11 protein-coding genes are annotated in these 12,629 nt (G+C 43.9%); 7 read left to right on the top strand and 4 right to left on the bottom strand.

The annotated features are described in order from the left end of the window. The first annotated feature begins 70 nt into the window (after positions 1-70). The 5 genes from rfbC to lptB are packed head-to-tail and all read left to right on the top strand — an operon-like array spanning position 71 to position 5,982. Positions 71-631 carry a dTDP-4-dehydrorhamnose 3,5-epimerase gene (gene rfbC / locus EIP89_RS01210; RefSeq protein WP_124396840.1) on the top strand — a complete coding sequence of 187 codons (561 nt, stop codon included), beginning with the start codon at positions 71-73 and terminating at the stop codon, positions 629-631. Beyond that, positions 615-1,643, top strand: coding sequence for a lytic transglycosylase domain-containing protein (locus EIP89_RS01205; protein ID WP_124396839.1), 1,029 nt, complete (start codon positions 615-617; stop codon positions 1,641-1,643). The genes rfbC and EIP89_RS01205 overlap by 17 nt, the downstream gene beginning before the upstream one ends. 17 nt (positions 1,644-1,660) lie before the next feature. Next, positions 1,661-4,492 carry an excinuclease ABC subunit UvrA gene (gene uvrA, locus EIP89_RS01200; RefSeq protein WP_124396838.1) on the top strand — a complete coding sequence of 944 codons (2,832 nt, stop codon included), beginning with the start codon at positions 1,661-1,663 and terminating at the stop codon, positions 4,490-4,492. 21 nt (positions 4,493-4,513) lie between these two features. Beyond that, on the top strand, positions 4,514-5,221 hold the full coding sequence (locus EIP89_RS01195; protein WP_124396837.1) for an LOG family protein: 708 nt from the start codon (positions 4,514-4,516) through the stop codon (positions 5,219-5,221). An 8-nt stretch (positions 5,222-5,229) separates the two neighbouring features. After that, on the top strand, positions 5,230-5,982 hold the full coding sequence (lptB, locus tag EIP89_RS01190) for an LPS export ABC transporter ATP-binding protein (protein WP_124396836.1): 753 nt from the start codon (positions 5,230-5,232) through the stop codon (positions 5,980-5,982). Positions 5,983-6,210: 228 nt separating this feature from the next. Here the strand turns inward: lptB and rpsA are convergent, their stop codons facing one another. Continuing rightward, a complete protein-coding gene (rpsA, locus tag EIP89_RS01185; protein ID WP_170157614.1) occupies positions 6,211-8,139 on the bottom strand; it encodes a 30S ribosomal protein S1 in 1,929 nt (642 codons plus the stop codon). A gap of 213 nt (positions 8,140-8,352) precedes the next feature. Here rpsA and EIP89_RS01180 point away from each other — a divergent pair, with 213 nt between their 5' ends. Together EIP89_RS01180 and EIP89_RS01175 are read left to right on the top strand one after the other, a co-directional pair. Then, positions 8,353-8,922 (top strand): hypothetical protein, encoded by a 570-nt coding sequence (locus tag EIP89_RS01180; RefSeq protein WP_124396835.1) that lies wholly within the window; start codon positions 8,353-8,355, stop codon positions 8,920-8,922. Beyond that, complete coding sequence (locus EIP89_RS01175) at positions 8,906-11,218, top strand: TonB-dependent receptor domain-containing protein (RefSeq protein WP_160160475.1); 2,313 nt, start codon at positions 8,906-8,908, stop codon at positions 11,216-11,218. Before EIP89_RS01180 ends, EIP89_RS01175 begins: the two co-directional genes overlap by 17 nt. A gap of 80 nt (positions 11,219-11,298) precedes the next feature. Here EIP89_RS01175 and EIP89_RS01170 read toward each other — a convergent pair whose 3' ends face one another. From EIP89_RS01170 to EIP89_RS01160, 3 genes are read right to left on the bottom strand one after another with little or no spacing between them, the layout of a single operon-like run. Then, positions 11,299-11,673, bottom strand: a complete 375-nt coding sequence (locus EIP89_RS01170) for a histidine kinase dimerization/phospho-acceptor domain-containing protein (protein WP_160160474.1) — start codon at positions 11,671-11,673, stop codon at positions 11,299-11,301. A gap of 27 nt (positions 11,674-11,700) precedes the next feature. Next, positions 11,701-12,033, bottom strand: coding sequence for a PAS domain-containing protein (locus tag EIP89_RS01165; RefSeq protein WP_124396973.1), 333 nt, complete (start codon positions 12,031-12,033; stop codon positions 11,701-11,703). A gap of 39 nt (positions 12,034-12,072) precedes the next feature. After that, positions 12,073-12,597, bottom strand: a complete 525-nt coding sequence (locus EIP89_RS01160; protein ID WP_160160473.1) for a PAS domain-containing protein — start codon at positions 12,595-12,597, stop codon at positions 12,073-12,075. Between the last annotated feature and the right edge of the window lie 32 nt (positions 12,598-12,629).

Below are 12,629 nucleotides of genomic sequence, written 5' to 3'. Positions count from 1 at the left end.
TGATTAAATATCAGAGAAGTACTATACTTTTCTGCTGCTGTATCTTTGCGCGATTTAAATTTTGGGAACTTTGAAAATAATTGAAACTGGTATTGAAGGGCTTTTTGTCATAGAACCCAAGGTGTTTTCCGACGCTCGCGGTCATTTTTTTGAATCGTATAACAAAGAAAAATTTTTCGCTCTCGGCATCCGATATGAGTTTGTTCAGGACAATCAGAGTCTGTCGAATGCCGGAGTAGTACGCGGACTTCACTTTCAGCGCCCCCCACATGCCCAGGGCAAATTGGTACGCGTTGTAAAAGGTGCAGTACTCGACGTAGCCGTTGACATACGCAAAGGTTCACCCACTTATGGCAAATTTTTTGCCCATGAGCTGACCGAAGAAAATTTTAACCTTATGTGGATTCCTCCAGGGTTTGCACATGGGTTTAAGACTTTGAGAGACAATACTTTGTTTCAATACAAATGCACGGATACCTACCATCCCGAAACGGAAGGTGCCATCCGCTGGAATGATCCTGACATTGGTATCGACTGGGGTATAGAAAATCCAATATTGTCAGCTAAAGATCAAACAGCGCCTTTTTTCAAAGATTTTGACAGTCCGTTTATCTATGGTGAAAATTGCTAGACTTTCTCGATTTTTCAAAATACTCTCAATTACACTGCTCACCTTAGCAGCTATTAAGCTTCTGATGTTTGCTTACAGCGATCACGATACAGACATCGAATTTCTTCGTCGATTCAACGAAAAGTACAATGTATTTGCGCTTGTAATGCCGGATGATCTGATGTTTGCCGGTGAGGAAGTTCCCTTTGACGATCCGGAGATTTTAGAGCGCTTCGATAGAGAATTGCTTTCTAACGTCTATTTTCAGTCGCAGGGTCTACTCTACTTCAAAAGGGCAAATAAGTACTTCCCAACGATCGAAAAGATTCTACGGAAGTACAATGTGCCTGACGATTTAAAATTCATAGCTCTGATCGAGAGCGGCCTCACTAACATAGTAAGCCCAGCCGGTGCCACCGGACCCTGGCAGCTCATGAAAGATGCTGCTGTAAACTATGGCCTGGAAGTAAACGACGAAGTCGATGAGCGCTATCACCTGGAAAAGGCCACTGAAGCCGCTTGTAAATACTTGCTCGACGCTAAAAAGCGCTTTGGCTCGTGGGCACTTGCTGCAGCTTCTTACAATTTAGGTGTTAATGGTATATCGAAACAGATCAATCGGCAAGGTGTTACCAATTACTTTGACTTACAACTCAATCAAGAGACCTCGCGTTACGTATTTCGCATTTTAGCAGTTAAAGAGATTTACAACAATCCAAAAAAATACGGATTTAACTTCCGCAAGAAGGATCTCTACCAACCTATACCGGTCAATTACGTAACGGTAGATACCGCTGTAAGTAGTTGGCCTGATTTTGCAGCTCAGTTTGGCATCACTTACAAAATATTACGCTATCACAATCCATGGATACGCGACATTAAACTCACCAATGCCACCGGAAAAAAATACCTAGTAGCCATTCCTAAGAAAGGATATCATCACATCATGTCAGATCTGAAAGGCGTAGTACCTGAGCTCCACGAAGAAAAAGCAGAAAACCAGGAGAGCTTTTCTGATGTTGAAAATCTTTAAAAAGAGTTCACAGGCTAATGTTGGAGCAAGAAGTAATCGAAGTAACAGGTGCTCGGGTTCACAATCTGAAAAATGTAAATATCTGCATACCAAGAGAATCGCTGGTCGTTTTTACAGGTTTATCAGGTAGTGGCAAATCATCGTTGGCGTTTGATACCATTTATGCAGAAGGCCAAAGGCGCTTTATCGAAACATTTAGTGCCTATGCCCGTCAATTCTTAGGCAATCTCGAACGTCCTGATGTGGATTACATTTCCGGATTAAGTCCGGTAATCAGCATCGAGCAAAAGACCACTGTTAAGAATCCGCGCTCTACAGTAGGCACAATCACAGAGATTTACGACTTCTTTCGACTGTTGTATGCCAAGGCTTCTGAAGCCTATTCACCCGTGACGGGAGAAAAAATGGTGAGCTACACGCCCGACGATATCGTTGAGCACATTTTAAAGGATTATGCCAATCAGGGTATCTATGTACTTGCGCCTGTAGTGCGTGCCAGAAAAGGACATTATCGCGAACTATTCGAACAAATTGCCCGAATGGGTTACCTAAAAGTGCGCATCGATGGCGAGATACGCGAAATCACGCGGGGCATGAAGCTAGATCGCTACAAAACGCACGACATCGAAATCGTAGTTGATAAAATAAAAGTAACCGAATCGATCAAACAGCGCCTAAAGGAAAGTATTGAAACAGCCCTGTATCATGGAGATGGTATTATCATGGTAGCTGCCGTTGAGCAACCGGAAATGGTACGCTTCTATAGCCGGCATATGATGTGTCCGGTATCAGGTATATCGCTGCCCACACCCGAGCCTAATACATTTTCCTTCAACAGTCCAAAAGGAAGTTGCCCGGTTTGCAAAGGTCTGGGACGGGTGAAGGTAACTCATATGGAAAAGATTATACCCGACCCATCCATATCCATCAAAAAAGGCGGGATTGTTCCTCTCGGGCCTTACAAACACACCTGGATTTTCAGCCAATTGGAAATCATCTCAGATATTTTTGGATTTTCGCTCGATACGCCGATAAAAGACATTCCAAAAGAAGCCATTGATGTAATACTGTATGGAGCTGATGAAGTGGTGGAAGCTGAAAATAAGGTACTTGGCATCACCCGAAAATTAAACAAGTCGTTTGAGGGAATTATCCACTTCATCGAAGCGTCTGCTACCGACGACAAGAGTGCTCATATCCGCCGGTGGGCAGATGAATTTATGCACGAAATTGATTGCACCGAATGTAACGGCACACGCCTGAAAAAGGAGTCTCTACTCTTTAAAATCGACGGCAAAAGCATAGGAGATGTTGCCGAAATGAACTTCACCCAACTACATACTTGGTTGCAATCTGCACAGGAGAGATTCAACGAACGCCAAAGGAAAATTTCACACGAAATCCTTAAAGAAATCAATGCCCGCATCGGCTTTTTGCTAGATGTAGGCTTGGGATATCTTACTATGAATCGTCCGAGCAGTTCACTCTCAGGTGGTGAGTCGCAACGCATTAGATTAGCTACACAAATTGGTTCACAGCTGGTCGGAGTGCTCTACATACTCGATGAGCCATCAATCGGACTTCATCAGCGCGACAACCGCAAACTCATTGACAGCTTACGCCATTTACGAGACATTGGCAATACAGTGCTCGTAGTAGAGCACGACCGCGAAATGATTGAGAGTGCTGATTATGTGGTGGACATAGGTCCCGGAGCCGGAAAACACGGAGGCCGTATCGTATTTCATGGCACATATCAGGAACTTTTAAAAGCCAATACAGATACCGCACTCTATCTTCGAAACGAAAAAGTTATCCCTATCCCCCCCCAAAGGCGCAAGGGAAATGGAAAAACTCTTACGCTAAAAGGTGCTAAGGGTCATAACTTAAAAAATGTGACACTACAGCTGCCCTTAGGCACCTTTATATGTGTGACTGGGGTAAGCGGTTCGGGTAAGTCGAGTTTGATAACTGAGACGCTTTTTCCTATACTTAGTAACCACTTTTACCGCTCGCTGGCTGAGCCTCTTCCATACGATTCGATCGAAGGCATTGAAAACATCGATAAAGTAATCGACATTGACCAAAGCCCGATTGGACGCACCCCTCGCTCTAATCCGGCTACCTATACCAATGTGTGGACTGATATAAGAGACCTCTTTGCTCAACTGCCTGAGTCTCAAATACGCGGATATAAGCCAGGACGATTCTCTTTCAACGTAAAAGGCGGTCGCTGTGAGACCTGTCAAGGCGCAGGGGTGCGCACCATTGAAATGAACTTTTTGCCCGATGTATATGTGCATTGTGAAACGTGTCAAGGCCGGCGCTTTAATCGCGAAACCCTTGAGGTGCGCTACAAGGGCAAATCTATCTCCGATGTGCTCGACATGACGGTAGAGTCAGCGCTTCAATTTTTTGAAAACATCCCGAAAATTGTCCAGAAACTCCAAGCGCTCTACGATGTAGGACTGGGTTATCTCAGTCTTGGGCAGCCCTCCACTACCCTGTCGGGCGGTGAAGCTCAGCGCGTAAAACTGGCAACAGAACTCGCCCGTCGCGACACCGGCAACACCCTCTACATACTCGATGAGCCCACCACAGGTCTGCACTTCGAAGATGTAAAAATGCTCGTAGAGGTGCTGCAGCGTTTGGTTGATAAAGGCAACACCGTGCTGGTGATCGAGCACAATCTCGATGTAATCAAAGTGGCCGACCACATCATTGACATTGGCCCAGAGGGCGGTGAAGCCGGTGGACACATTGTAGCCCAAGGCACACCTGAGCAAGTAGCCGCACACCCTGAAAGTGTAACTGCTCCCTATATTGCGCAAGAATTATCGAGATTTTAATAACCATAAGACGATCTAAAAATGACAGCAGAAGACGAAAAAATCATCAAAGCCTTTGAACCTAAAACCTGGAACGAAATAAAAACTAACGACTCATGGGCCATTTTTAAGGTGATGAGCGAGTTTGTAAACGGATATGAAACTCTCAGCCGCATTGGTCCTTGCGTTACGATCTTCGGTTCAGCGCGCACTAAAGAAGATCACATCATGTACAAACACGCTGAAGAAATCGCCTTTCAGCTTACCCAACGCGGCTATGGTATCATCACAGGTGGTGGACCAGGCATTATGGAAGCCGGTAATCGCGGTGCTAAGCGCGGTGGTGGTACTTCCGTAGGACTCAACATCGAATTGCCCTTTGAGCAAACCTCAAATCCTTATGTTGATCACGATAAAAACCTGCAATTTGACTACTTCTTCGTGCGCAAGGTGATGTTTGTGAAGTATTCTCAAGGCTTTATCGTAATGCCTGGTGGCTTTGGTACCCTAGACGAACTCTTTGAGGCACTTACTCTCATTCAGACTGAGAAGATAGGTCGTTTCCCGATTGTATTATTTGGGAAAGCCTATTGGGGAGGATTGGTGGATTGGTTGAAAAACACCGTAATCAAAGAGCGAAATATTAACCCCGAAGACTTGAACCTCTTTCATCTGGTAGATGAACCTAAAGATGCCATTAAGGTGATTGACGACTTCTATTCTAAATATTTGCTCAGGCCAAACTTCTAAAATGTAGGATGAAACTCCAGGCCAGGAATATATCGAAGAGTTACAAGGGGCGTCAGGTGGTGCGCAATGTGTCGTTTGAGCTTACACGAGGTGAGATTGTTGGTCTGCTAGGTCCTAATGGAGCTGGAAAGACAACGTCTTTTTATATGGTCGTTGGATTGATTAAACCCAACGAAGGTCAGATACTGCTCGACGACCATGACATCACCCAAGACCCCATGTATCGACGTGCCCAAAAGGGCATTGGCTATCTGGCTCAGGAGCCTAGTGTTTTCCGGAAGCTAAGCGTGGAGGACAACATTATGGCCGTGCTGGAATTGCGCAACCTCTCATACCGTGAGCGCAAACAGCAGTTGGAGGAATTGCTCGAAGAATTTTCGCTCAAGCACGTGCGCAAAAATCGCGGTGACCTGCTCAGCGGTGGCGAGCGTCGTCGCACCGAAATTGCCCGTGCGCTGGCTGCTGATCCGAAATTTATACTGCTGGATGAACCCTTTGCGGGGGTAGATCCCATAGCGGTCGAAGATATTCAACACATTGTACTGAAACTGCGACAGAAAAACATTGGAATTCTCATCACCGACCACAACGTACAAGAAACACTTGCCATCACTCACCGAACTTACTTGATGTTTGAAGGTGCCATATTGCGGTATGGAACTGCAGAGCAATTGGCCCAAGACCCCGTTGTACGAAAAGTGTACTTAGGTCAGAGCTTCGAGCTCAGACGCCCTAAGGAACTGATGGATAAGTTGCAGTAGAAATTTTACCCAATTGCGATTTTATTTAAATTTTTTAGATAATGTTGCTGAAATTCTTAACCTTAAACCCCTGATTTTTAAATCTTAACCCATTAATTTCCACAATACTCGCAGATAAGTGTATAAGGGATTCCGTTTTAATTAAAGTCAATGACATTAGAAAATTACTAACTAAATAAAAAAACCGCCCCAAGGGGCGGTTATGTATTAATTGATATAGTTAGATCACTATTTGTTGTTGTCTTGCTTTTCGAGGTCGGCCTTGAGCTGTGAAAGGGCCTCAATGTCGCCGAGAGTGGTCTTTTCAACTTTACTCTGAATGCGCTTTACAGCATCTTTGGTACTGCGTGCAGCTTTTTCGGCAGCCTCATTTTCAGCAGCCTTCACTAGATCGGTGTGTGAAAGCACTATTCGGCGATTTTCTTTACTGAACTCGATCACTTTGAAGTCAGCCACTTCATCTACCTTGAGCTGGCTGCCGTCGGCCTTAGTAAGATGGCGCTTGGGAACGAATGCCTCCAAGCCGATGTTTTCTATTATGGCGTTGGCACCACCATCTACCATTTCAACGATTTTGGCTGAGAGTACACTGCCTTCTTCAAGCAGGGTTTCGTACACATCCCAGGGGTTTTCGGTCACTTGCTTATGGCCGAGGCTGAGGCGACGGTTTTCTTTGTCGATTTCGAGCACCATCACCTTCAGGCGAGCGCCGATATGTGTGAAATCTGATGGATGCTTGATCTTACGTGTCCAGCTGAGGTCAGAGATGTGGATGAGGCCGTCGATGCCTTCTTCGAGCTCAACGAATACACCAAAGTTGGTGAAGTTGCGCACCTGACCTTCGTGAATGGAGCCTACTGGGTATTTTGTTTCAATATCGGCCCAGGGATCAGGTGTGAGCTGCTTCATGCCGAGTGACATTTTGCGCTCTTCGCGGTCGAGCGAGAGGATTACAGCTTCTACTTCATCACCGATTTTCACGAAGTCTTGTGCGCTGCGGAGGTGATTGCTCCAGCTCATTTCACTCACGTGGATAAGACCTTCCACGCCAGGAATGATTTCGATAAAGGCACCATAATCAGCGAGTACCACAACTTTGCCCTTCACTTTATCGCCGGGCTTGAGGTTAGGATCAAGCGAATCCCATGGATGTGGTGTGAGCTGCTTGAGGCCGAGCTGAATGCGCGTTTTAGCTTCGTCGAAGTCGAGAATTACCACATTGAGCTTCTGGTCCATTTCCACCACTTCGCTGGGGTGATTGATGCGGCTCCAGCTGAGGTCGGTGATGTGGATGAGACCATCTATTCCGCCCAGATCGATAAATACCCCGTAAGAAGTGATGTTTTTAACAACACCTTCGAGCACCTGACCTTTTTCAAGCTTGGAAATGATTTCACGCTTTTGCTCTTCGAGGTCGGCTTCGATTAGGGCTTTGTGTGATACGACCACGTTTTTGAACTCGTGATTGATTTTTACGATTTTGAAATCCATGGTCTTCTCCACATATATATCGTAGTCTTTGATGGGACGAACGTCAATCTGCGAACCTGGCAAGAAGGCTTCGATGCCGAAGATGTCAACGATCATACCACCGCGGGTCTTGCACTTGATGAAGCCTTGAACGATCTCGTCGTTGTTATAAGCTTCATTTACGCGATCCCAGGCTTTCACGGCTCTTGCCTTGCGGTGTGAGAGCACGAGCTGTCCGTTTTTGTCTTCACGGCGATCAACCATCACTTCTACTTCGTCGCCCACCTTCAGGTCGGGGTTGTAACGGAATTCGTTGAGTGAAATCACGCCTTCAGACTTACCGCCGATGTCAACGATTACTTCGCGGTCGGTTTTAGCTACGATTTTGCCTATTACTACTTCGTGCTCTTCGATTTTTCCGATAGTCTTTTCGTAGAGGGAAGTGATTTCGGCCTTTTTCTCTTGGCTGAACTTTTTCAGGCCTGTTTCGAATTCATCCCAGTCAAATTCTTCGCTATCGCTTGATACGGCTGAAGCTACGGGTGTTTCAGCGGTTGTTTCGACTGGTGTTGCAGCTTCTTCAGCTGTGCTGTGGGTTTCTTCTGCTGGTGTAGTTGTCTCAGCAGATACCTGAGCATGGATGTCCATTTCAGGATTTTCTTGGTTGGTTTTGTTTTCTTCGTTCATGAAGAAGTATTTGTATTCATTTTTTAAAAAAAACTCTTAGGCAGCATTTAAAAAATGAAGGTGTTAAACAATTCATTTTCATCACCCTTTCTGAGTTTTTCGAGGCTGCCGGAAAGGGGCTGCAAATGTAACGAAATTTATAGCTTCAAAATCAGATTGTGAGGTTCATATTAAAAGAAAATTTACTTTTATATTTGCAACAAAGTTGCATTTATGAGCTACTCTGCAAAATTACTGTTAGCAATTAGCCTAACAATCTTATTATCAAATGCTTGCAAAAAAGAAAAGCCTGAAGTACCCAAAGAAAACGAACTGATTACAACGCTTGAATTTCTCTTAAAAAACAGTGAAAATCCTGCGGACAGTGTTGTGCTTCGCTTTTTTGACCTCGACGGCATGGGTGGAATTCCACCACAGGTATCGCAAGTAGGTGAAATTAAGGCCAATCAAGCCTATCGCGGCAGCCTCAATCTTTGGGACGAAACACAAACCCCACCGGGCAACGTAAATGTCGAAATTTTAGCCACAGCTAAGGATCATCAGTTCTTTTACATACCAGAAGAAATTGAAGCTCAATTCATTTACAAAGACTTTGACCCTAACGGTAAACCTCTCGGCCTGCTGGTAGATGTAATCACGGGCAACCCATCATCGGGTAGTTTACGCATTGTTCTTCGTCACTATCCAGATAAAAATGCGCCGGATGTGGCTCAGGGAAATATTGAAAATGCCGGAGGTTCAACAGACATTGAAGCTGTTTTCCCCATTGAAATCAAGCCTTAGCCGGTTCACTTTATTGCTGATTGTGCTGCCCATCTGGACAGCAGCTCAGTCCGCATGTGCTCATTCGCTTACCCTTCTGATTCAGGATGCTGGGAGCAAAAGGCCTTTGAAAGACGCCTTTGTAACGATTTCAGACGGCCGAAATCTTAGTCGATCTAGCTTAACGAGCAAAGAAGGGAGAGCGGAGTTTCGTCTACTCTGCAACGGGCAATATCACTACACCATTTTGCATGCCGGTTGCCAACCCGTGATGGGATCACTTCAGTTGAAAGGCGACACCATTCTAATCGTCGGATTGCAGCATTCTGTAATCGAACTTCCGGAAGTATCAATCACTGAAAAAAAGATAGCTCCGGGCAGTGCATCGCAAAAGCATCTATCAGCAGCTCAAATCGAGCGACTCCAATTTAAACCCCTTGCCGATGTAGTAACTTCGATACCAGGAGTGAGTGTACTTCGCACCGGTGGGCAAATAGCTAAGCCCATAATACGCGGTATGAACGCACAACGCATTGCTGTGCTTAATCACGGCATGCCTCAAGCCGGCCAGCAATGGGGCAACGATCATGCGCCGGAAGTAAGCACGCTAGTGTACGATAGCATCGCCGTGATACGTGGAATAGCCGCTGTCGAACTGCCAGCCGGCCAAATGGGTGGAGCAATGCTGGCCGACAAGAAAGCGAGTTTTATCGACCAACACCTCCACGGACGTTTACAGTCGGGAATCTTTACAAATGGCCGAGGTGCATGGGGGCATTTGAAACTCGAAAAAGGAAATACAAATGCCGGCGGCATAAGAGCAGATGTAGCCTATAAAACTGCCGGAGACTTACATACCCCTGACTATTACCTGCGCAACACCGGAGTACATGAATTTTCGTACGGTTTGCTATGGCGTAAGAACATTTCCTCGCGGATTGACAATATTTTCAACTACAATTACTATCGAACTACTCTTGGCATTTTACGAGGGGCACATATAGGCAATGTTTCTGACCTTCAAGAGGCATTGAGCCGCCCCATACCTTTCTTTACAGAAGACCAATTTTCATCGCGCATTGATTTACCTCGACAAGAAGTTACCCACCACACGATAAATAATCTGACCAATGTGTTCATCTCTCCCCAATCTAGCCTTCGCATACGCGTAGGATTTCAGCACAACGATCGAAAAGAATTTGACTTTCGAAGAAGTGGAGAAAACGATCGTCCGGCGCTAAGTCTGATTCAAAATGATTTTTACACCGAAATATCTTATCGTTCAGATTTGCAAAAAACAGGTGTTCAGTTTAGGGTGACAGACAATACGAACAATCCTGAAACTGGAATTCTACCGCTAATACCCGATTTTTTAAGCTACAGAGTAGCAATTTTTCACTCAGGCATAAAAAGAATCCTCAATCAGGAGTATACATATGGTCTTCGATACGAACTTATACGTTTGCAAGCCTTCCCAATTGAGCGCAGTGTGCCACTGGTGGTTAGAGAGGAGTTCAGAACTTTTCAAACCTACACGGTTAATCTCGCTACAAACATTTTCAGAGATGCTCGAAAAGCTATTACATATGAAGGGCAACTCACCTTACGAGCCCCAGATGTAAATGAGCTCTACAGCTTCGGTTTACACCAGGGCGTAGCCGGCATTGAGGAAGGTAATCGTACACTGCGCAATGAATTCGGCATTCAACAGCATGTAAATACTCTCTATCACAAGGGATCACTTACTATTCAGGCCGATGCCTATGCATACTTGTTTCGCAATTTCATCAATCTTGAGCCTACTGGCGAACTTCGCTCTACCATACGCGGTGCATTTCCGATTTTTAAGTACAATCAACACGATCTGGCTCTGCTCACTGGTCTGGACGTAAATGCAGAAATTGGCCCCTTCGAACCCTTCACTCTTGAAGCAAAAGGTTCCTTTCTCTATGCTCAAAATTTAAGCACATCACAACCCTTAGCCTGGATGCCCGCCAACCGCGCACAAACTTCCTTAATTATCGCATTTCCCGAACTTAACAAAATCAAGAACATTGACTGGCGCATCACCGGCCTGTTTGTAGCACGACAAAGGCGCGTGCTACCCGAGCAGGATTTTATGCCGCCTCCCGCCGGTTACACTTTATTAAATTCATCCATTTCCTTTACCCTACCTGCTCAGAAGAGCCTATTTCGATTTTCAATTGGGGTTGAAAATCTTCTGAACCAGAAGTACCGCGATTATTTAAACCGCTGGAAATACTTCGCCGATGAAATGGGCAGAAATTTGGTGTTTAGTGTTGCGTGGAATTTTTAATTCTCCCTCAAATGTAGAAATTACTGCTTATGATACCAAAAAAAACTGGATCAACTTTGGATAAATGAAGAGTTAAATGATTATTTATCAACCTTTTTGTCAGTATCGGTCAACTGAACAATTTTGTGAATCACAGCGTCTAGGTCGAGCGCAGATTGTTTAATGTGATGGATGAATTGTTTTAACTCTTCCCTATCTTCGATCAGATCGGTGTAAATAGCATCTGTAAGCCCAAGCAATCGCGCTAAAGGAGCTCGTACTTCGTGGGATTGTAACCAGGCAATTTGTTGAAATCGTTTGTGATGCTTCTCGATAATTTCATCTTTTTGTCGCAATTCATCAATATTAAGTATAACAGATAAAATGTATTTTTCACCGTCTTCTTCGATTACTATACCTCTTCCTAGAGTGTAATTGTATGAACCATCTGCATTTAGCGATCGGAAGGTAATCACCACAGTATCATTTAAATTTCTCAGATTTTAAAAAGCCTGATTCAATTCAGGTAAGTCATCCGGATAAATAAAATCAGAAAATTGTCGATTTATTACAAACTCTTTATCGAAACCTGATAACTTTTTAATATTGTCAGAAACGTATTGAATTTTTCCTTTTAAATCAACTATTAACACTATTCCATTAATTTGATTGATGAGTGTTTGAAAACGCGTACTTAAAATGCGATTTTCTTCCTGACTTTTCTTTAAGCTGGTAATGTCAAGGCAGTAGTGTGCAATGCCCAAAAGTTTACCAGATTTATCGTAAATTGGCTTTAGAGTTATTACAAAATGTCCTGTAGAATTACTTAATTCCATCTGCACTTGTTCGCCTGTCAGAGCCTTTTGATATGCCTTTTACATTATTGGCTTGTGTTCTTCTAAAACATACATCATCGCGTGATCACCTTTGATCGGCTCTACATTGAAAACATTTTTTGCAATTTCGATTGCTTTTTGATTGCATGTTCTCAAGTGCAAATCGGTGTCGTAAAATGTCCATGATTCCGCGGTCATATTGTTTACTAGTGAATAAAATTCATCTATCTCAGGGTCATCAAGGATGAAAGAATCTGAAATATCGTAGCCAATAGAAAGAATTCCTATCGGCTCTTTTAAATCATTGACGATAGCAAAAAATTCCCAGCTGGAATAATAATATGTTTTGTTATGTTTTTTTGGTTTTCTTATAATAATTTTTTCTGAATTCTGAGGGTTTTCAATACATTTTTTAATTGCCTCTAATATTCTCTCATTGTCCCCTAAAAAAATTTGAGTCGTATACAATTTTCCAACAACATTTTCTGATTTGAAATTGAAGTGTTTTAAATAAAAATCATTCACATATAAAATTATCCCTTCAATATCGGTTACAAGAATCATCAAATTCTTACTCTTTCGAAGATATTTAGGAA

It is taken from the genome of Thermaurantimonas aggregans (assembly GCF_003851885.1).
GTDB classification, from domain to species: domain Bacteria; phylum Bacteroidota; class Bacteroidia; order Flavobacteriales; family Schleiferiaceae; genus Thermaurantimonas; species Thermaurantimonas aggregans.
The sequence above is the reverse complement of the archived record's forward strand: the minus strand, read 5'-3'. Positions and strand labels throughout refer to the sequence as shown.